This is a genomic window from Pseudoalteromonas sp. JC3 (assembly GCF_030291895.1).
GTDB lineage: Bacteria > Pseudomonadota > Gammaproteobacteria > Enterobacterales > Alteromonadaceae > Pseudoalteromonas.
In genome coordinates, this window is the sequence record NZ_CP127855.1 from 261,333 (window position 1) to 281,149 (window position 19,817).

Consider the following 19,817-nt stretch of genomic DNA (forward strand, 5'->3'; position numbering starts at 1 on the left):
AGCAAACAATAAAAAATCATCACAGTTATGTTTTCTATCGGGCTGATCAGTCTTATTGCGCTGCTTTATTTAGCGCTTTTATTTACCATTGCATGGGGCGCAGATAGGGCGAGTAAGAAATTTAGATCTTATCGTGCCAAGCAAGTTACCTATGCCTTGTCACTAGGGGTGTATTGCACCTCTTGGGCGTTTTTTGGTACTACCGCGCAAGCGGCAAATAATGGCTGGTGGCTTGCCCCAACTTATGTTGGCACGATTTTACTGTTTATATTTGGTTGGCAAGTCTACACACGAATTGCCGAAATATGCCGCCAGCAGCAGCTCACTTCCATGGCGGATTTTATTGCCACTCGTTACGGTAATTCTTCTAGTTTGTCTGGACTCATTTCTCTGATCTCTGTCATTGCGGTCGTGCCCTATATTGCACTTCAGCTTAATGCCACCAGCGCCAGTATCGGTATGCTAACAAGCGACACTCAGCGGGTGAGTGTCACGTTTTGGCAGGATAGTACTTTTTATATCACCTTGCTGTTAGCCCTGTTTGCCATTTTGTTTGGCACACGTAGGCTGAGACCGAGTGAGCATAACCCAGGGTTGATGACTGCCATCGCCTTTGAGTCATTAGTTAAGTTGCTGGCGTTTATTGCTGTCGGTGTTTATGTCTGTTTTGTGCTCTTTGAATCGCCCACTCACTTATTTAACCAGGCAGCACAGCAGGGAATTACCAAGCAAATAGAGGCATCGGCTAGCCCAACCTATGTTTATTTAGTTCATGTTCTTTTAGGGGTATTAGCAACGCTGTGTTTGCCGAGGCAGTTTCATACCTCTTTTATTGAATATGATGAACAAAATCAATTTAAGACCGCACGCTGGTTGTTTCCCGTTTATTTGTTGCTGATTAATTTATTTATTTTGCCAATCGCCTATGCCGGGCTGGTGTATTTTAATGGTCAAGATGTTGGTTACGATACGTTTGTGCTTGCCCTACCACTGGGATCTGATGCACCTTTAGTCGCTTTGACAGCCTTTTTAGGTGGGTTCTCTGCGGCGACGAGTATGGTGATAGTCTCAGCCATCGTGCTATCTATTATGATCACCAATGACTTTATCAATCAATTTTTGTTGCGCCGCTCGCAGTTAAATTCGAGCCATCGGGGTTTATCTAAGTTTAATCTGCTCAATGCTCGACGGGTGGTTATTGTTGGCATTTTATTACTGAGTTATGCCAGTCATCGCGTGCTTGCTGAGGGCAACACGTTGGCCAATATGGGACTGATGTCATTTGCCTTGGTTGCGCAGTTTGCGCCCGCGATGGTGGTTGGTTTATGGTGGCGTGGGGCTTCATGCTTAGGTGCGCAATTGGGGATCGTGACGGGTTTTGCTATTTGGTTTTACACGCTATTGTTACCGAGCCTCATTAGTGGCTTTAACTTCGAAAGTCACTGGTTGAGTGCGGGGCCTTTGAATATCACATGGTTAGCACCTTTAGACTTTTTGGGTCTGGGGTTAGACAGTACGAGCCAGTCCGTCCTGATTTCTTTAAGTGCAAATTTGTTGGTTTATTTGCTGGTGCCGTTTATTTCATCCGCTCGTCTTGCTGAGCGCTTACAAAGCAATAAATTTGTAATACCGTCCAAATCTGCACAGTCCGCTAACACGGTATTGAGTTTCCAGGATTTGGCAACATTACTGCAGCGCTTTAGCGAGCAAGTGCGTGCGCAGCAGCTTGTTGAGCTTCATTTTCCTAAAGAGCCTGCAAACTGGAAACTGCCAGCGCCATTGCAAGTGGAAAATATGATCGAACGGGAGATGTCGACGCTCGTTGGCGGGGCATCTGCAAAACTGATTTTAGATGTCGCCAAAGATGAAAAGCGCCAGCCTTTAGAGCAAGTTGCAGAATTTGTAGATGAAGCGTCACAGGTGCTACGTTTTAATCGCGACTTACTGCAGTCGACGATAGAAAACGTCAGTCAGGGGATAAGTGTAGTAGATAGCCAACTGCAATTGGTCGCTTGGAACCAGCGCTACGCAGAAATGTTTAACTATCCAGACAATACGCTGTTTATTGGGCGTCCTGTGGCTGAGCTTATTCGTTACAATGCGCAGCGCGGACTGTTTGGTGATGCTGATGTCGAGCAGCAAGTAGAGAAGCGTCTATCACATTTACGACGAGGCAATGCGTATCGCTACCGCCGCGAGCATCACGATGGTCGAGTGTTTGAAATGCAAGGTAACCCATTGCCTGGCGGTGGGTTTGTAACGACCTATACGGATATCACTGAGTTTGTAAAACAACAATCCTTACTAGAGCAAGTTAATGTGAACCTAGAAGAAACAGTCGCGGCAAGGACTAAAGAGTTGATAGATGCCAACCGAGCTTTATCTTCTGCTAAACGCCAAGCAGAGCATGCAACGGAGAGTAAAACCCGCTTTTTCGCCGCAGCGAGTCATGATCTGTTACAGCCATTTAACGCAGCGAGCCTGTTTTGTTCATTGATGAGTGAAAAGGCCCAAGGGACCGACTTAGCTGAGCTTTCGCAAAGCATCAAAAGTTCATTGGCAAGTGCTGAAGAACTGTTGTCGAGCATTCTTGAGCTAACAAAGTTAGAGGCTGGGGCGTTTAAGGTTAATCGCTCGCGCTTTGCATTGTCGTCACTGCTGGAACCATTGGAAAATGAATATGGGGCGGTTGCGAAAGACAAAGGATTAGCGTTTGCAGTGCAGGTTTGTGATGTCATGCTCTACACCGATAAAGCACTGCTAAAAAGGGTATTGGGAAACTTACTGAGTAACGCTATCCGTTACACTGAGTCTGGTACGGTAAGACTTATTGCTGAATGTCAGGGGGAGAGTGTTTCTATCATTGTTGAAGACACAGGCGTGGGCATTGCAAAGCAAGATCAGGACGCCATATTTCAAGAGTTCAAACAGCTTCACAGTAAAGAGCTAGCGCAGGGGTTAGGACTTGGACTTGCGATCAGCAAACGAATTTGCGAAGTGTTGGAAATTCCCATCACCCTTGGCTCACAACTTAATAAAGGCACACAATTTACCTTAACACTCCCAAGTCATGGGGTGCAGACGGATCAAAAGACCGAAGTAACCGCTGACAAGCCCAGCGGTGATTCGCAATTATCGGGTCTATCTATTTGGTTGCTAGATAATGATGCCAACGCACTTAATGCATTATCTCAAGTATTACTAAGTTGGGGGTGCCAAGTAGCTGTGGCGCGAGATGAAGCAGAGCTTAGCGCGCTACAAGCAACGAGTCGTGCAGATATGCTGATCGCGGATTATCAGCTTGATCATGGTGTCACGGGACTTGAGGTGATAGCAGCGCTTAAGCTTGATGATATGCCAATCATTATTAACACAGCTAATCACGACGAGGCTATTCGCGAGCAAGTAAGTGATGCAGGGATCCCATTACTGTATAAACCGCTTAAAACACCAGCCCTAAAGCGCATGATTAAGCGACTAATCTAGTTATTTAAGCACTCGCTTCATCGTCGAGATGCACATCCGTAGCCAGCTGATTAAAGAGGATCCCAGCTTGGGTGCGGTTATACACATTGAGCTTTTTTAAAATAGCTGAAACATGCTGTTTGATGGTGGTCTCTTGAATCGACATTGCATATGCAATCTGCTTATTCAAAAGGCCGTCGGCAATCATGGTTAATACTCGATATTGCTGGGGAGTTAGCTTTTCTAAATTACGCGCAAATTGCGCTTGTTCGCTTTCATTTTCAGGCGCGATATCCACGATTTCGGGTAACCAAGTTTCTCCTTCAATAACGAGCTTGATGGCATCGCTGATCACCTCTAGTGAGGAAGACTTGGGAATATAAGCGCTTGCTCCGAGGGCAATACATTGGCTAATAATGGCTGCCGATTCGTTGGCTGAAACCATGATCACTAATATGTCTGGGTATTGATTCCTTAACCGGGCAAGACCTTCGAGACCTTTCGCGCCAGGAATAGATAAGTCCAAAAATACTAGCTCTGTTTCAGGATGCGCGAGCAACATCTCGAATAAGCTGTCTAAGGTGCTGGCTTCTTTGATAGGGTCATGACCAATCGCTTGTGCAGCGGCTTGTTTGAGTGCGCTGCGAAATAATGGGTGGTCATCAGCGATGATTGCTTGCACCTGAGACATCCTTAACTAACTCCTAGTATCCGTTGTTATAGGGTATTTCCAAAACTACATCAAGTGATTGAGATAGCGAGGCACCCTTGCAACCTCGCTTTCGGTGCTAAAAACGATAACCCACGGTAAGCGAAACGGTTCTTGGGTCGCCAAAGTAGCCTATCAAAGTATTATCACCACCAAGCCCCGGCGTGTACTTACTCACATTACTCGGATCGCTCGGGTCTGGTGTCACGAACTGATAGCCTCCTATCATATATTCTTTATCGGTCAGGTTTTTCCCATGAAGACCAACACGCCAATTGCCGTCTGTGCTATACCAATTAATACTCAGGTTGACTAAACCATAGCTATCCTGCGTCAGTAGGCTATCTTCCTCAAATAAGACATAATCACCACGATAGTAGTAGCTGGCATTGAATACCCAATCGCCAATATCACTGTAGAGTTTGTATGTCGCCCCAAGATTAAAAGTTAAATCAGGGGTGTTAGAAATACTAAAGCGGTCTGATTTGTCAAATGTCGCGCCTGTGTCTGGGTTAGTATCGAGTACCTCTTCGAAGTCACTGTCTATATATCCTATCGCGGCGTCAAAACTTAGCGCCTCTGTAGCGACATAGCTCAGCTCGGCTTCAATACCATTTGCTGTAGACTTACCAATGTTGCCAAGTCGTTGGTTTAGATCGGCAGAAGTTGCACCGGGCAATACGGAAATATATTGGCGGTCTTTGTGATCTAATGTGAATAGCGTGATATTGGCTCTTAGATTATCGTTCCACTCGCTTTTCATACCGATTTCGAATGAATCTACGATTTCAGGATCTGCAGCAGGCTCTGCGGTGCTGGCTCTGGGGTTGAAGGTGCCGGATTTAAACCCTTGAGCATAGCTGGCAAAGAACATAATATCGCGGTTGTATTGGTATTCCACTCCCACTCTTGGTGTAAACCGTGACCAATCTTCTTCATCATCAAGCACTGACGGTACGAGTTCACCAGCAGGTCGTGTATAACCTGGGATCCAATTTGATTCGGGATACACGACATCAAAGACCAAACCATTGCTGACTTGTGCCTCTTTGCTGTCTTTAGTATAACGAGCGCCCAATGTGAGCGACCACTGCGCTGCTAAATCAATGGTGCCTTGAATGTACGCGGCTTTACTATTTGAGTTGTTACAACCACTGACTTCTCGCGTAAGACCGGGAGCGCCCAAGCTTTGTCCTAACACTTCCAAAATTGCTTGGAATTGACCGCATGATTCGCCATCGTAATAATATAGACCTGAGACAAATTTATAGCCGTTACCTGCATGGCTTAGCTGTATCTCATGCGTGGTTTGCTCGTCATCATAAATGGCGGGTACATCAAAGATCCGTAATGGCGTATTATCAAAGTCGATATTGGTCGGGGAGTAACTATCTCGGCTAGCACCGATGTATTTTATCGTGGTGGCGTCAGAAAGATCCCAGCGAGCGGTCAAACTATATCCCTCAAGCTCGACTTTATTCCAAGTTGGCATACTGGTGTAAGAATCAAATACGCTGTCGGGCACGGGGGCGTCAGTCAGTAAGCTCGGCAACAAGCGATAACCCCCTTTAGAGTTGGAGTCATCGTCGGTTTTATCCCATGCTAACCGGAAGAACAAATCGTCGCTTGGACGATATTCCAAAGTTAACCGCGCAGCTTGAATTTCTTTATTGTAGTTTTCCTTGTCTTGGCCGGGTAGCGTTGAAACCTTGAACTCGCCAAAACCATCTCGATTCAAAGTAGCAAAGCCATAACCTAGATAGAGCGTGTCTTCCACGAGCGGCAATTGACCTGTGATCTTAAGATCGCGTTGATTATAACTACCAACCGTTCCCTCCACGTTAAATGTCGCATCGCCAGACATTTCCTTAGTGACATATTTTATTGCACCACCAATGGTGTTTTTGCCATATAGCGTTCCTTGCGGTCCACGTAGTACTTCAATCTGTTGTACATCAAGGAGGTCGAGTACGGCCCCTTGCGGCCTTGCTAAATAAATGTCATCGACGTAAATGCCGACACCAGGTTCATAACCCCATAATGGGTCTTGTTGCCCGACACCACGAATAAAGGCAGTGAGGGTAGAGTTAGTGCCTCGGCTAGCTTGAAGTGTGGTATTGGGTGAAAACTGCTGGACTTCAGAGAGTACCGAGATGCCATTTTCGAGTAGATCGGTTTCACCGATAGAAGTCACTGCAACTGGAACGGTTTGAAGGTTTTCTACCGTCTTACGCGCCGTGACTTCAATGCGTTCTAGCTTGCCTTCTGATTGTGTTGCTTGTTCTGCTGCCGCTGGGCTGACTTGAGTTGCGAGTGTAATAGCCAACGCGATAGCTGAATATCTAGGTTGGTAAATGTTCATCCTGTGGTCCCTATTATTGTCATTTTGGGTGCTTGTTGTCACACCAAAGCATAGGGGAGTTGTAAAGTTTTTCTATTAGTACCTTAGTACTAATGCCTTGATACGTTAGGATTAACACGGGGTGTAGGGCTTCTATAACCTTAGTACTATGGTTTTTATTGTGCTTGCACGCCACACTGATATTCATCAACAGCATGCCCAACACATCAATTTATAACGGGCATTAATAACAATAAAAGGAAGCCCTTATGCTCAGTATGCTTGGACTGGCAGGGGGACTTGGCCTGCTTATTTGGCTAACTCTCCGTGGCGTAAACTTGTTTATCGCAGCTCCACTGTGCGCTTTATTGGTCGCATTAACGAGTGGCGTTGCGCTATTTCCCACAGAAGCTGTAGAAAGCAGCTTTCTTACACTCTATATGGATGGCTTTGCTGGCTTTTTGAGTGCTTGGTTTTTCATGTTTTTGCTTGGCTCCTTGTTCGGTAAGTTCATGGAAGACAGTGGTGCTGCCGACAGCGTGGCACGTTATATTGTCGACAAGTTAGGTATGAAACATGCGGTATTAGCGGTGGTGATTGCCTGTGCGGTACTAACGTATGGCGGCGTCAGTGTTTTTATTGTGGCTTTCTCTGTTTATCCTATGGCGCTTAGCTTATTTAAAGATGCCAATTTACCAAGGCGCTTTATTCCCGCAACTCTGGCTTTCGGCTCAGTCACCTTCACCATGACTTCGGCAGGCTCCCCTGAAATTCAAAACTGGATCCCAATAAAATATTTAGGCACTTCGCCTTATGCAGCCTGGGAAGTCAGTCTAGTGGTTGCCACGTTTATGGCTATTACGGGCTATTGGTGGTTGAAAAAGATGATAGCCAAAGCGGTGGCAAATGGTGAGCACTTTGAAGCGAAAGAAGACGACCCTGAAATCCATGAACGTAACTATCCTCATCCAATCACTGGCGTACTGCCTCTAATCGTGGTGTTGATTTTATCTTTTACACTTCATGATGTGCTGCAGCAAAGTGCACTCATTGTAGCTCTACTTGGCGGTGTACTCAGTATTGTCACGATTAACTTTAAGCATTTTCATAACATGGGGGCCGCGATTAACTTAGGCACAACTGGGGCGCTAGTTGCTATCGGTAATACCAGTGCGGTAGTGGGTTTTGGTGCGGTAGCAAAAAACACCGAGGCATTTCAATTAGCGGTCGAGATGATGACACAGATGCCGGGTAATGAGCTACTTGGCGCCGCGGTGGCGGTAAGTGTAATAGCCGGTTTAACTGGCTCTGCATCCGGTGGGCAAGCTATTGCGTTACCCTTAGTGGCACCGCACTACATTGATGCGGGTGTCAATCCAGAACAATTACATCGTGTTGTGGCAATTAGCTCAGGCGCTTTGGATACCTTACCGCACAATGGTTATGTGGTCACAACCATTCGCGCCATCTGTAAAGAAACACATCAACGAGCATATTGGTCCATGGCGGCGTTGACTGCGGTCGTGCCGCTGGTGGGCGTTGCCCTCGCATTAACCCTATTCATCTTATTTTAACGGAGAGATACAGCAATGAAGCGGATTTTCCTGTTACTCTTGTTCGTTGCCAGCAATATTGTCTATGGCAGTGAGACAAACAAACCTATGCTGGTTGAAAAGCGGGCATTTACACTCGCGCATTTTACTACGGAGTCTGGAGCCAGCATTCCTGACGTTAAGGTCGGCTGGGAAAGCTATGGCAAATTAAATGCCGACAAAAGCAATGCAATTTTGATCACGCATTTTTTTTCTGGCACATCTCACGCTGCGGGTAAGTATCGAGAGTCTGACGTGTTGGCAGGTTACTGGGATGCCATTATCGGCCCGGGCAAAGCGATAGATACTAATAAGTACTTTGTGATAAGCGCAGATACTTTGGTCAATGCAAACTGGCATAGTAAAGATGTGATCACGACGGGTCCGGCGTCTATTAATCCGAAAACGGGCAAACCTTACGGCTTGGACTTTCCCGTGGTGACCATCGGTGATTTTGTTGAAGTGCAAAAGCAATTATTAGATAGCTTAGGTATCGACAAACTGCATGCGGTGATGGGCGCGTCTATGGGGTCTTTCCAAGCGTTAGAATGGTCGGTGCGCTATCCCGAAAAGGTGTCACGTTTAATTCATGTGATTGGCGCGGCAAAGATGGATGCTTGGACCGTTGCGGCGTTAGAGAAATGGGCTTTACCTATCCGACTTGATCCAAATTGGCAGGGCGGGGACTACTACGACGGGGAAAGGCCGCTTGCTGGACTCACAGCCACGATGCTTAATATTACGCAAGACGCGATGCACCCCGCTATTTACAACGCCAGTTTTCCAGACTTTATTGTGCTTGATCCCAAAGCAAAACAAGATATTCGTCAGCTTCCTAAACTCAGCCAAACGCTAGCCACGCGCGCACGAGCGAGGGCTGAAACGCAAGATGCGAATTCTATCTTGTACTTAGTCCGCGCCTCGCAACTATATACCGCAGGCATGCAAGGTAATTTTGATAGCGCTATCGATAAAATCACAGCAAAGGTTTTGTTGATGCCTGCAAGCAATGACTTGTTATTAAGGCCTGAGCCCATTCGTAAGTTAGCAGAAACCCTTAAAGCCAAGAATAAAGACGTGCAAATTACAGAGATAGAAGGCGTTTGGGGGCATTTAGACGGTATTTTTTCAATTCAATCACAGGCTGACACCATTGCTCAGTTCTTAGCAAAATAGTCAAGGAGTGACGATGAAGACGGCGTTGATCACAGGGGCTGCAAGTGGCATTGGTCGCTATATCGCGATGGCCCTGAGCAAACAAGGTTACAGCCTATTACTGGTAGACTTGAACTTAGCGCAAGCACAGACGGTAGCCGAGTCTATCGTCAGTGACGGAGGAAATGCACGAGCGTTTGCGCTCAATATCGCTAATAAGCAAGACATCGCTGACTTTATCCGTCAGCACGATAACATTGATGTGCTTATCAATAATGCAGGCGTGCAACATGTTGAAGCACTAGAGCATTATCCAGAAGATAAATGGCAATTGCTGCAAGACGTGATGCTAACAGGCCCCGCCATGTTGTGTAAGGCGGTATTGCCGCATATGCGCAGAGGAGGCTTTGGCCGCATCGTCAATATTGGTTCTATCCACGCCTTAGTTGCTTCTAAATATAAGTCTGCTTATGTCGCTGCAAAACATGGGTTAATGGGATTTGGCAAAGTATTGGCGCTGGAAACCGCAGACTGCGATATCACCGTGAACACCATTTGCCCCGCTTATGTAAAAACCCCATTGGTAGAGCAGCAAATTACCGCGCAAGCGAAACAGCATGGGATCAGCGAAGATGAAGTGATAAACAATATTATGTTGGCGCCAATGCCGAAAAAGGCCTTTATAGGGTTGGATGAGATTGCGCATGCTGTCAATTTTTTACTCGCAAATGAGTCACGCAACATTACTGGCCAAGCCATTGTGCTGGACGGCGGCTGGACAGTGCAATAGGAGGAATGATGGCTGGATTTGATAAGGTGGTCGTAAGCTACGAAGAAGCAATGGCAGGACTTTGCGATGGCATGACCGTGATTGCCGGGGGCTTTGGTTTGTGCGGGATCCCTGAAGGTTTGATAAGCCAAATACGCCATATGGGCACAAAGGACTTAACCGTGGTTTCTAATAACTGCGGAGTAGACGGGTTTGGTTTAGGGATTTTGCTTGAGGATAAGCAGATCCGTAAAATGGTGGCTTCCTACGTGGGAGAAAACGCCTTGTTTGAGCAGCAGTTATTGAGCGGTGGATTGGAAGTTGAATTAACTCCACAAGGGACACTTGCAGAAAAGATGCGCGCAGGTGGAGCTGGGATCCCCGCTTTTTATACCGCGACAGGCGTTGGTACACCCGTCGCTGAGGGCAAAGAGGTAAAAATGTTTGGTGATAGAGAATATATTTTAGAGCCGAGTATTAGGGGAGACTTTGCCATTGTAAAAGCGTGGAAAGCAGACCGTTTTGGCAATTGTGTTTATCGCCACACCGCCATGAACTTTAATCCAATGGCTGCAACAGCTGGAAAAATTACCGTCGTTGAAGTGGAAGAAATTGTAGAGCCCGGCGAAATCGAACCGAGCCAAATTCATACCCCCGGAATTTATATCGACAGAGTGATTCTAGGACAGTTCGAAAAACGCATCGAAAAACGTACTGTGAAGGAGCAAGCATAATGGCATTAACCAGAGAGCAAATGGCCATGCGAGTGGCACAGGAATTAAAAGATGGGTTTTATGTCAACCTTGGCATTGGGATCCCCACGCTGGTGGCCAATTATGTGCCACAGGGCATGGATGTGATGCTGCAATCGGAAAATGGCTTATTAGGCATGGGCGCTTATCCGACCGAGCAGGAAGTGGATGCGGATATGATCAATGCGGGTAAGGAAACCGTTACGGCCCGTACGGGAGCCGCCATTTTTAGTTCGGCAGAAAGTTTTGCAATGATCCGTGGCGGTCATGTGGACCTGACGGTGCTTGGCGCTTTTGAAGTAGATCAGCACGGTAATCTTGCCAGCTGGATGATCCCAGGTAAGCTTATCAAGGGCATGGGTGGCGCAATGGATCTTGTCGCTGGGGCTAAAAATATAATTTGCACTATGACGCATGCGAATAAACAGGGCGAGTCCAAGCTGCTACAGCACTGCAGTTTACCGCTCACCGGCGTAAACTGTATCAATAAGATAGTAACCGATCTTGCGCTGCTTGAAGTCAAAGGTGGCGCGTTTCATTTACTTGAGCGAGCTCCAGGTGTTAGCGCCTCGGAAATACAAGCGAAAACCGCAGGCATATTGATTTGCCCTGATGACGTACCGGAGATGGTATTTAGCTAGGATTGAACTAAAGCTGAGTTACCACACTATGCACGCAGTTGGCTGTATCGCGAGCTGCGCTACATTTGTTATTCTACGCTGCTGTCACAAGGTGGCTTGTAACCAAAATTTCTTCTCGGTTATCTAAAAGTCCTATTTTTCCCTTAATTATCCCTCAGCTGCTTAGTATGAAGAAAATGCACTTTTATCTAGTACTTTATTATTGATTGTGGTTACGATTTGTCACATAATTTGCGCCGCGTTTCAACGCGCTCTCAGCTGGGTTGTCGGGAGTTAATAATCACGTAAAGGAACTATATAATGACAAAAAATATCGTGCGTTTAGCACTAGCCTCTCTATTTACTATTTCTTTGACTGCTTGTGTTTCTACTTCTACTGAGGTTAAACAAAATACGGCATATGAATTTCCAATCACACTTTCAGCCCAACAACCTGTATTGATATTCCCGGTTTCGCTGCATGGTGTTCCAGGAAACGACCGTGAAGTGGGTTTAGCTATTACCGCTGGCGTAACGGGAAAACATGGTGCGTCCGTTGTTTCAAGCCAACAGTTATATGATGTGGTTGGTAACTTGTCTTGGACTGTGGGTGAAAACATGCGTAGGCATGTTAATCAAGGAAATTATGCGCTTACAGGTTCGGCTCAGCGCATTGCAGATGATCTTACCGGAGCAATACAAAAGCTGACTAAGACGCTAAAGTCGACAGGAGTGATCAAGGATAAAGGGTTTAACTTTAACAGAGTGATCGTACTACATGTTGATAGTTCTGGTGGGATCCCTGTACCGGGCGTAAATCGTGTAACGGCATTTGGCGGAATCATCGATTTGGAGAATCAAGCGGTGGTTTCTTACATAGAAAAAGACTTGGTATTGGCAGATGGATATGATGCTGTATTGGCGCAAATGCCAATGGAAATGAATGGCATCATTGAAGATCTTATCAATAAAGGTTAAACGTCTGGCTTTACACACAAAAGTACCACGATATCAGGAAGCAACTTTCTGATATCGTGAAATCTATCTTTGCAGATGCTGTCTATTACGCGCTACGTGCATTCATCTCAGCAATAAACTTGTTCGAATCTTCAATAGAGCGGTTCATATCTGCGATTAGGGCGCTAATATCACGCTTTAACCCCGTAAACTCACCTTTAATAGCGCTTACCGCTTGTGCATTTAGGTTGTGCTTAAGGTACAGCACATTATCTTGTAGTGAGTCGAGCACGGGTTGCATTTTGGCTTCACTACTGCGCATTGAGCGAAGCAAGCGTTCAAATTGGCGTTGTGTTTGACTTAATTGCTTAGCACTCTCACGTTTTAGGTTTGCACTCGAATATTGCTCAAGTTCATCTTGCCACTCGTCAAATAGCGCGTTTGCCACGTCTTCCACTTTGTCTATATTGCTACTTACTTCAGCAGCAGCGGCAAGGGATGATTGGTAGTCATCGTTAAGCAGGTTATAGGCTTCTTGTAATTCACCACCATTAAAATTAATTAACGTGGTGAGTCTTTCTAATGCCGATTGAAACTCTTTTTGTGATTCCTCTTGGGACTCCTTTGTTTCTTCGACACGATCAACCAATATCTCGCGTTTATGCACACCAAACTTTTCCATGGTGGCGTAATAGGCACTTTGGCAGCCAGTAACGAGTAAAAGTAACACTGCGCTTAAGGTGAGTTTCTTCATTTGCACTCCCGGGCTCTAGAAGGTCAATAATCAGTAAGTGGCCATGTGACCGTCGTTATATATTACTATTTAGCGCTATAAATTATGGCGGGGATTGTTATGATGTGTAAAGTGATCCATGAATATTAACTTGATTATGATGCAAAGAATAACCGAAATGAAGGTCGTAGCACTGCGATTCTTACATTCTCAGCCTAGCTGGTGGCGCCGCTATAGTAAGCGGTGTATTGAGGACCAGATCACGGTCAACGCGGGCTATTTAGCGTATGTCACTCTGTTATCCTTAGTTCCCTTAGTTGCGGTGGGTGTAGCAATTTTTTCGGCGTTTCCTGGATTTGAAGATACGCGTTTTGCAATTGAAAACTTTGTGTTCAATAACTTTGTGCCAACATCGACGGACACCATTAAAGAACACATCAGTGCGTTTACTGGCAACGCGAATAAGATGACAGCTGTGGGGGTGAGTTTTTTGGCCGTCGTGGCTTTATTACTTATTCGTAATGTTGACACCACACTCAACCGAATTTGGCGAGTGAAGCAAAAGCGTCCATTGATGATTTCGTTTGCGATTTATTGGATGGTGCTCACGCTTGGCCCTGTGCTATTGGGCGCGAGTATTGGTATGACATCTTATATCGTTTCTTTAGTGACATTTGCCGATCAAGGGATCCCAGGGTTTAGTGGTGCACTAATTAAGATGTTGCCCTATTTAATTTCTATGTTTGGCTTCATCATGCTCTATACTTTAGTACCAAATACCAGTGTGTCATTTCGAGCCGCGGTTCCGGGTGCTTTGTTTGCAGCTTTGTTATTCGAGCTAACGAAAAAAGGCTTTGCATTATACATTAGCCATTTTCCCTCATACGAAGTTATCTATGGAGCACTCGCAACAGTACCTATTCTTTTTGTTTGGGTATATTTATCTTGGATAGTGGTGTTGTTAGGTGCTGAGTTTACCGTGTGCTTAACCCAAGATATGGAAGCTGCAGGACTAGATGCAAGCTCGGAGTTTGACCCACCAGACGCGCAGGGACTTTAGCTTTTACCGATAACGGTTAGCTTAAGCCCCCAAGGGGGAGTTATGAGCTTATTGTATCAACATGGCGATGCATTGCGTCGCTTTCATCTCGCGGTAGGTGAAGGACATCAATTGGGCATAGAGGAATATGGCTGCAGTGATGGCACACCACTTATCATGCTGCATGGTGGCCCAGGTCAGGGCCATTCTCGTAATGTGCTCGGTTATTTCAATCCACAAAAATACCGCATCATCCTGTTTAGTCAGCGAGGCTGTGGCAACTCAACGCCTGCTGACTTTGGTAATATAAATACCGCGAACCTGCTGAAAGATATTCATTCCATTCGTGCGCATTTAGGGCTGCAAAAGGTTGTACTCGCCGGGGAGTCTTTCGGTGCCATGCTGGCACTGCTTTATGCTGAGCAACATCGTGAAGATGTCTTGGGGATGGTGTTGTGGTCGAGTTTTTTGGGCAATGAGGCGGATCTTCATTGGCTTTATGGTAGCCAAGGTGCCCCCGCACAAATTTATCCAGAGCAGTATCTAGCCTTTGCACAAGGTGCACAAACTGTGGAATCCTTGCTAGACCATTATCATTCGGCACTCTTTGGCGAGGATGAATTACTCAAAAGAAAAGCGGCGCAGCGCTGGTGTGAGTGGGATAATCTGATCACAACGGATAGTGATACGCAAGGTATTAGGCTTTGCAAAGCAGACAAACAGCTTAGTAAAGCACAGCATATGGTGCATTTTTTTAGTCACCAGTGCTTTATCAAAACACAGCAAATTACAGCAGATGCACATCAGCTCAATCACTTACCTATCTGGTTTATTCACAGTCGGCATGATTTAATGTGTCGGTACGCACCAGTTCATCAGTTAGCACAAAGCATTAAGGCGCAGTTGCTGATTTTAAATGGGGTTGGGCATTGTTGTGCTAACCCCGTTTATGCAGAAGCAATAAGGCGGGCGGCTGATCTATTACTGTGCAAAATTCAGCATCATTAGCAGTCACAAGAGGTAGGTAGTGCAAGGACTAATTCAAAGGGTCAGCGAAGCAAAGGTAGAAGTAGAAGGTAAGATTGTAGGCCAAATCCGTCAGGGGATATTGTTACTTTTAGGCGTTGAAAAGCCGGATACAGAGCAAACGGCGGATAAGTTACTGCACAAGGTAAGTAACTACCGTATTTTTACTGACGACAAGGGAAAAATGAATTTAAGTTTAAAAGACATTGAAGGCGAACTATTAGTTGTATCGCAATTCACCTTGGCGGCAGACACCAAAAAAGGCATGAGGCCAAGCTTTTCGAGCGCAGGGACACCTGAGCAAGCGAATACACTCTACGAATACTTTGTGGCTCAAGCTAAGGCTGCAGGGTTGAAAGTCGCGACGGGACAATTTGCTGCGGATATGAAAGTGAGTTTACTGAATGACGGCCCTGTGACTTTTAATTTTAGTGTTGAATAGTGATTTGACGTAAAAACTAGGGTCAGCCAGTGTTAGCGTTTAACCTCGATAATTATGTTGGCGTAGTCCGGCACTTTTTCGATAAAGGGCTTTTTACCAAAGTTGGTAATTAATAAGTGTTGAAGTTGCTTGAGCTGCGACTCATGCTCAGTTAAAAAGTTGATATACAGTCGGCCCCCATCATTAATCGCAGCTCTGAGTAGGCGATAAAACTGGTGCTGAAACAAGAAGATGGGGGGCTCAAGTTCGCTAAATAAATCGAGCACTATCCAATCGTAGCGTTTGCCTTGTTGCAACGCTTTAAATACATCAACACAATTAACATCGCACAAAGGGTCGCCGCCAAAGTAGCGTTTGTAACAATGGATCACATCTGGGTTGTTATCTATGGTGGTAATATGACAATTTGGATAAGTGGCATTGAGGTAATCACGGATTGCACCTGCGCCAAGACCCAGCTCCAGTACGCTGGTTGGCGGGGCGACTTGCTGCCAGCGACTCGCGAATGTTTTTAAATGAGGAAATAACAAGTGCTCCGGGTGGTTTAACTCCACAACGGATTGTAATGTGTTGTTTATCAGAAGCCATCTCAACGATTTCTCTTGCCGCACTTGGATGCTATTTCTGCCTTGTTTATGCCAATATAGCAAGTGTCCTAGTTGGTGGCTCCGGTCCACAAAATCGTTGCTGATAGTGCCTGAATGCGTAATAAATTCTCCCATGATAACATCATCATAGACGAGGATTTTGTGAATGCCAGCTTGTCCACCAGTTTTTACACTAAGGGATAAGTGTTTTGGCGCATTTTATTCCCTACACTGAGCTTATCTTGTAGGGTGTATCCGTACTAGATTCAAAGTCATTTAACAGGCTAATAACAAAACAGGAGTCAGTGATGTTTGAGGTAACTTCACCACAAAGCAGCGAAGATTGGCAAGCCTATTACCAGTTACGCTGGCAGGTGTTAAGAGCGCCATGGGATCAACCTCGTGGCAGCGAACAGGATGATTTAGAGCAAGAAGCTGAACATCGCTACATAAAAAATAATGATGGTGAAGTGCTAGGCGTAGCTAGGCTCCATTTTAACAATCACAAGCAAGCACAAGTACGCTATATGGCCGTTGCAGAAGGGCATCGAGGTCATCACTTAGGTAGCCGTTTGCTACACGAGCTTGAGGTTATTGCTTGGACGCAAAAAGCAGAAGAGCTGGTTTTGTATGCTCGCGAGCGCGCGTTATCATTTTACGAACGCCATGGTTATGAAGTGGTTGAAAAAGCACATTTAGCCTATGGCGATGTGCAGCACTGGAAGATGGTAAAACAACGTCCTACGGAGCCAGGCTGGTTTAGGCAGCCAGATTGGACCCATGTATTACAAAATACTTGGCGCGAGTCTATTCCAATCAGTGATGCGATGGGGATTAAAGTAGAAAGTTATACAGACTGGCAGTTTTCCACTAAGGCTGATTTAAAAGCGAACCTCAATTTACACAACTCGATGTTTGCAGGTTCTATATATAGCATGGCGACGCTAACGGGCTGGGGGGCGACTTATTTAGCACTTAAAGAGCTTGGGTTAGAGGGAGATATTGTGTTGGCTGACGCCAATATTAAATATCTAAAACCTTTAACCACGGCACCAGCGGCAACGGTTACCATTGCGGACTGTGAAGGTGAATTGCAAGCGCTAGAGACGGCTGGCAAAGCAAAATATGTGGTGCCAGTGAATGTCTATGATGGTGACATGCTAGTTGCTAAATTTGAGGGGCAGTTTGTGGTAATTAAACCGCAATAAGTAGAGAATTATTCTCAGCTTTCCAAACGAAAAAGCTCTGAGTGTTCAGAGCTTTTTTTGTATTCGAATGCGCTTAAAGAATATCAGTGAGTAGCACGCCAATACCGAGCCTTTGGGTATGTGTGTTATAGTCTATTAAGCTTTCGCCGTAGCCATTAAAGTATTGTGCGTAGCCGCGCAGCCTTCCCCAAATCGGGAATGACCAGTCTAATTGAATTGCACCGCGATTATCACTGTTTAAGTTGTTGCGCCACATAAAGCCAAACTCATGCTCTTCGTGGCGATATACCCCACTAAACTCGAAGTGACCTAAGTACTCATCGATATTTGGATTGTCGTCTCCGCGTGGATCCAAGGCATCTTCTTTGTCGTCTTCGGGTAAGCGATACCAAGGTTTAAAGCTGAATACAAAGCCTCGGTTTTCCCAGATAAAATTCGCATAGATACGATTCCAAGAGCGGGAGTTTGGTTGACTGCGACCGTTAGATTGATGGGAAATCCCAAGTACAAAGGCCATCTCATCGCCCCACAGCACGTTTTCATCATCTAAAAAGTTAATCCAAAAGATTTCTGGTTCATAGTTGGTTTCACGAAATGGCGAAGACACATCTTTGTTATACAGTTGCCAATACGATTGCAGCGTAAAAGCAAAATAGATTGCCTGATCTTTATCCGAAAAGTTTTTATAAATAGGCGCTTTTAATGAGATTTGGTATTTGGCTTCAAAGTTGTCGATTGGCTCGCCGTCTTCATCGTCAATGGCTTTTAGACCGTCGAATGGTCTGCTGTTGACGTTGGTCATATAAGAAACTGGCAAAATATAGTTACGCTTATGTGGTGTTAATACATTACGGTTCTTTTCCGTTACACGTTCGCGCGCCATGCGTTTATCTAATTGGCTTAAGGTTTTATCTGCATCAGCCTCGGCACATTCGGTACGGACCTGCTCTATGGTTTTATCTTTTTCTCCAGTTAATACCGCGTTTAGCACGCACTGTTTGACTAAATCGATTTCATCTTCCTGTTGGGCTTCTTGAGCGTAAAGTGGCAAGGTAAGCAAGGCCAAAGCCGGTATTGATAAGTGTGTAAGTTTCATCCTGTGTGCGCCGAGAGTAAGTACAATTGATTACATTATTAACCAATGATAATGAAAGGGAAATGAATCTCGAAGGTCAAAAATGTCAGAAAGAAAAATACGTACGAATAAGAAAAAGGTGGCGGCTATCGCCGCCATACCTTAGTAAGCGTTAAGCTAAACAAGCAGAGCTTATTTGCTTTGACTTACTCTCACGCAATAAAAGTACTCAAGTTAAAGCGTTTCAACCTGAGTAAAAAACTTATAAAGCTCAGTACCTTGATTCACACTAGCAGAGGCAAAGTGCAAAATGGCGATGGCATCTTCGTCTAACTTGATCTCATTTAAGGGCGTTTCTGATAAATAGCGCTCCATTCTGAGAATTTTGGCGATGGTTTGACCCGCCTTGATATGCTCTCCAAGCTTTGCCGTATATTCCACCATACCACCCATTGGGGCATAAAAGGCGCGATAATTTTCTAGTCGACAGACGTAACGGGTGATGTCTTGCGGCATAAAGTGTGCATCTTGAAAGGCCTGTTTATAGTTCAGGTAGCTCAAAATGCTATTAGCGTCATTCAATGCTTCCGCTAAATCAATTTTTTCTTGAGAGCCAAGCTCAACCGTAAACGCTTCGGTTAATACTGGGATCTCTCGGCCTATAGCCTGATAGGCTTGCTGCAAGTTCCACCATGGACAAAAACTGGCTTCATCCATTGCTCCATCAAAGTCACTTGGAATAAGTAACACATGTGGAATATCAAAATATCGAGCGCTGTTTTTTGCATACTCAGGACAATACAGGTGTTTTGCTGAAATTGGTCCCGTGTGTAGGTCTAAAACAATGTCAGCCTCATGAGCTAGACGCTGTAAATTCAAGGCGATGCGCTTACCTGTCGTCAACCTATCTAAGGGCCCATCAAGTAGTGTTTGGGTGCGCTCAACTAATCGTTGGCGAAATTGCTGAGCGATTTCTGTTATTGATAGCGTCGGGTTTTGCTCCACAAACTCGGCAACCAACCCGGAATGGTTGATGTACATTCGATTCCAATTCGTGCCTGTAATTGGATCAAAACGTCCTAAGGTAAACTCACCAGATTTCTGATTACAACCAATCGGGTTTGCGTAAGGCACTAAGGTGATGTCCGCTTTTAATGACAATTGCTTCAACTGTTCCAGCAGTTGATAAATCACTGCATTACCTTGCACTTCAGCGCCATGCATATTTGCTTGGATATACACCTTTGGCCCACTGCCATTGCCTTTGATGCGATAGACTGGAATAGTCAAAGGCAAGCCGTTGGCAATTTCACCAACCTGAATATGTTGTTGTGTAATGGTATTCAT

17 protein-coding genes are annotated in these 19,817 nt (G+C 45.4%); 11 read left to right on the plus strand and 6 right to left on the minus strand.

Translation table 11 applies throughout. The features are described from left to right. Positions 1 to 27: 27 nt before the first annotated feature. The gene (locus QSH61_RS01085) at positions 28 to 3,486 is read left to right on the plus strand and encodes a PAS domain-containing hybrid sensor histidine kinase/response regulator (protein WP_206471661.1); all 3,459 of its coding nucleotides are present in this window, start codon (positions 28 to 30) and stop codon (positions 3,484 to 3,486) included. Between the two features lie 4 nt (positions 3,487 to 3,490). Here the strand turns inward: QSH61_RS01085 and QSH61_RS01090 are convergent, their stop codons facing one another. Both QSH61_RS01090 and QSH61_RS01095 read right to left on the minus strand, forming a co-directional pair. After that, positions 3,491 to 4,156 (minus strand): response regulator transcription factor, encoded by a 666-nt coding sequence (locus tag QSH61_RS01090; protein ID WP_206471662.1) that lies wholly within the window; start codon positions 4,154 to 4,156, stop codon positions 3,491 to 3,493. Between the two features lie 97 nt (positions 4,157 to 4,253). Beyond that, positions 4,254 to 6,536 (minus strand): TonB-dependent receptor, encoded by a 2,283-nt coding sequence (locus QSH61_RS01095; RefSeq protein ID WP_206471663.1) that lies wholly within the window; start codon positions 6,534 to 6,536, stop codon positions 4,254 to 4,256. Positions 6,537 to 6,784: 248 nt separating this feature from the next. On the opposite strand from QSH61_RS01095, the gene QSH61_RS01100 reads away from it, so the two are divergent. From QSH61_RS01100 to QSH61_RS01125, 6 genes are all read left to right on the plus strand, one after another. After that, entirely contained in the window at positions 6,785 to 8,089 is a 1,305-nt protein-coding gene (locus tag QSH61_RS01100; protein ID WP_206471664.1) for a GntP family permease, read from the plus strand. Positions 8,090 to 8,104: 15 nt separating this feature from the next. Beyond that, positions 8,105 to 9,283: an E22 family MetX-like putative esterase gene (locus tag QSH61_RS01105; RefSeq protein ID WP_174170908.1), complete on the plus strand. Its 1,179-nt coding sequence runs from the start codon at positions 8,105 to 8,107 to the stop codon at positions 9,281 to 9,283. Between the two features lie 13 nt (positions 9,284 to 9,296). Beyond that, the gene (locus QSH61_RS01110; protein ID WP_206471665.1) at positions 9,297 to 10,052 is read left to right on the plus strand and encodes a 3-hydroxybutyrate dehydrogenase; all 756 of its coding nucleotides are present in this window, start codon (positions 9,297 to 9,299) and stop codon (positions 10,050 to 10,052) included. Positions 10,053 to 10,060: 8 nt separating this feature from the next. Beyond that, entirely contained in the window at positions 10,061 to 10,765 is a 705-nt protein-coding gene (locus QSH61_RS01115; protein WP_206471693.1) for a CoA transferase subunit A, read from the plus strand. After that, on the plus strand, positions 10,765 to 11,424 hold the full coding sequence (locus tag QSH61_RS01120) for a 3-oxoacid CoA-transferase subunit B (RefSeq protein WP_174170906.1): 660 nt from the start codon (positions 10,765 to 10,767) through the stop codon (positions 11,422 to 11,424). Before QSH61_RS01115 ends, QSH61_RS01120 begins: the two co-directional genes overlap by 1 nt. Positions 11,425 to 11,724: 300 nt before the next feature. Further along, positions 11,725 to 12,381 (plus strand): hypothetical protein, encoded by a 657-nt coding sequence (locus QSH61_RS01125; protein WP_099031124.1) that lies wholly within the window; start codon positions 11,725 to 11,727, stop codon positions 12,379 to 12,381. An 85-nt stretch (positions 12,382 to 12,466) separates the two neighbouring features. Here QSH61_RS01125 and QSH61_RS01130 read toward each other — a convergent pair whose 3' ends face one another. Beyond that, positions 12,467 to 13,114 (minus strand): DUF2959 domain-containing protein, encoded by a 648-nt coding sequence (locus QSH61_RS01130; protein ID WP_010607751.1) that lies wholly within the window; start codon positions 13,112 to 13,114, stop codon positions 12,467 to 12,469. A 136-nt stretch (positions 13,115 to 13,250) separates the two neighbouring features. On the opposite strand from QSH61_RS01130, the gene QSH61_RS01135 reads away from it, so the two are divergent. From QSH61_RS01135 to dtd, 3 genes are read left to right on the plus strand one after another with little or no spacing between them, the layout of a single operon-like run. After that, complete coding sequence (locus QSH61_RS01135; RefSeq protein ID WP_502935080.1) at positions 13,251 to 14,153, plus strand: virulence factor BrkB family protein; 903 nt, start codon at positions 13,251 to 13,253, stop codon at positions 14,151 to 14,153. 42 nt (positions 14,154 to 14,195) lie between these two features. Continuing rightward, positions 14,196 to 15,140 carry an alpha/beta fold hydrolase gene (locus tag QSH61_RS01140; RefSeq protein WP_095729000.1) on the plus strand — a complete coding sequence of 315 codons (945 nt, stop codon included), beginning with the start codon at positions 14,196 to 14,198 and terminating at the stop codon, positions 15,138 to 15,140. A gap of 19 nt (positions 15,141 to 15,159) precedes the next feature. Next, entirely contained in the window at positions 15,160 to 15,600 is a 441-nt protein-coding gene (gene dtd, locus QSH61_RS01145) for a D-aminoacyl-tRNA deacylase (RefSeq protein WP_174170905.1), read from the plus strand. A gap of 32 nt (positions 15,601 to 15,632) precedes the next feature. Here the strand turns inward: dtd and QSH61_RS01150 are convergent, their stop codons facing one another. Further along, entirely contained in the window at positions 15,633 to 16,322 is a 690-nt protein-coding gene (locus QSH61_RS01150) for a spermidine synthase (protein ID WP_010607755.1), read from the minus strand. 173 nt (positions 16,323 to 16,495) lie between these two features. Here QSH61_RS01150 and QSH61_RS01155 point away from each other — a divergent pair, with 173 nt between their 5' ends. Continuing rightward, entirely contained in the window at positions 16,496 to 17,395 is a 900-nt protein-coding gene (locus tag QSH61_RS01155; protein ID WP_206471666.1) for a bifunctional GNAT family N-acetyltransferase/hotdog fold thioesterase, read from the plus strand. Positions 17,396 to 17,468: 73 nt separating this feature from the next. Here the strand turns inward: QSH61_RS01155 and QSH61_RS01160 are convergent, their stop codons facing one another. Then, positions 17,469 to 18,491, minus strand: a complete 1,023-nt coding sequence (locus QSH61_RS01160) for a phospholipase A (protein ID WP_010607757.1) — start codon at positions 18,489 to 18,491, stop codon at positions 17,469 to 17,471. A 213-nt stretch (positions 18,492 to 18,704) separates the two neighbouring features. Beyond that, positions 18,705 to 19,817: a succinylglutamate desuccinylase/aspartoacylase family protein gene (locus QSH61_RS01165; RefSeq protein WP_174170903.1), complete on the minus strand. Its 1,113-nt coding sequence runs from the start codon at positions 19,815 to 19,817 to the stop codon at positions 18,705 to 18,707.

Excerpts from the sequence above, each read along its gene's own strand:
- QSH61_RS01085 (WP_206471661.1), top strand. The coding sequence starts at position 28 with ATGTTTTCTATCGGGCTGATCAGTCTTATTGCGCTGCTTTATTTAGCG.
- QSH61_RS01090 (WP_206471662.1), bottom strand. The coding sequence starts at position 4,156 with ATGTCTCAGGTGCAAGCAATCATCGCTGATGACCACCCATTATTTCGC.
- QSH61_RS01095 (WP_206471663.1), bottom strand. The coding sequence starts at position 6,536 with ATGAACATTTACCAACCTAGATATTCAGCTATCGCGTTGGCTATTACA.
- QSH61_RS01100 (WP_206471664.1), top strand. The coding sequence starts at position 6,785 with ATGCTCAGTATGCTTGGACTGGCAGGGGGACTTGGCCTGCTTATTTGG.
- QSH61_RS01105 (WP_174170908.1), top strand. The coding sequence starts at position 8,105 with ATGAAGCGGATTTTCCTGTTACTCTTGTTCGTTGCCAGCAATATTGTC.
- QSH61_RS01110 (WP_206471665.1), top strand. The coding sequence starts at position 9,297 with ATGAAGACGGCGTTGATCACAGGGGCTGCAAGTGGCATTGGTCGCTAT.
- QSH61_RS01115 (WP_206471693.1), top strand. The coding sequence starts at position 10,061 with ATGGCTGGATTTGATAAGGTGGTCGTAAGCTACGAAGAAGCAATGGCA.
- QSH61_RS01120 (WP_174170906.1), top strand. The coding sequence starts at position 10,765 with ATGGCATTAACCAGAGAGCAAATGGCCATGCGAGTGGCACAGGAATTA.
- QSH61_RS01125 (WP_099031124.1), top strand. The coding sequence starts at position 11,725 with ATGACAAAAAATATCGTGCGTTTAGCACTAGCCTCTCTATTTACTATT.
- QSH61_RS01130 (WP_010607751.1), bottom strand. The coding sequence starts at position 13,114 with ATGAAGAAACTCACCTTAAGCGCAGTGTTACTTTTACTCGTTACTGGC.
- QSH61_RS01135 (WP_502935080.1), top strand. The coding sequence starts at position 13,251 with ATGATGCAAAGAATAACCGAAATGAAGGTCGTAGCACTGCGATTCTTA.
- QSH61_RS01140 (WP_095729000.1), top strand. The coding sequence starts at position 14,196 with ATGAGCTTATTGTATCAACATGGCGATGCATTGCGTCGCTTTCATCTC.
- QSH61_RS01150 (WP_010607755.1), bottom strand. The coding sequence starts at position 16,322 with ATGGGAGAATTTATTACGCATTCAGGCACTATCAGCAACGATTTTGTG.
- QSH61_RS01155 (WP_206471666.1), top strand. The coding sequence starts at position 16,496 with ATGTTTGAGGTAACTTCACCACAAAGCAGCGAAGATTGGCAAGCCTAT.
- QSH61_RS01160 (WP_010607757.1), bottom strand. The coding sequence starts at position 18,491 with ATGAAACTTACACACTTATCAATACCGGCTTTGGCCTTGCTTACCTTG.
- QSH61_RS01165 (WP_174170903.1), bottom strand. The coding sequence starts at position 19,817 with ATGAATACCATTACACAACAACATATTCAGGTTGGTGAAATTGCCAAC.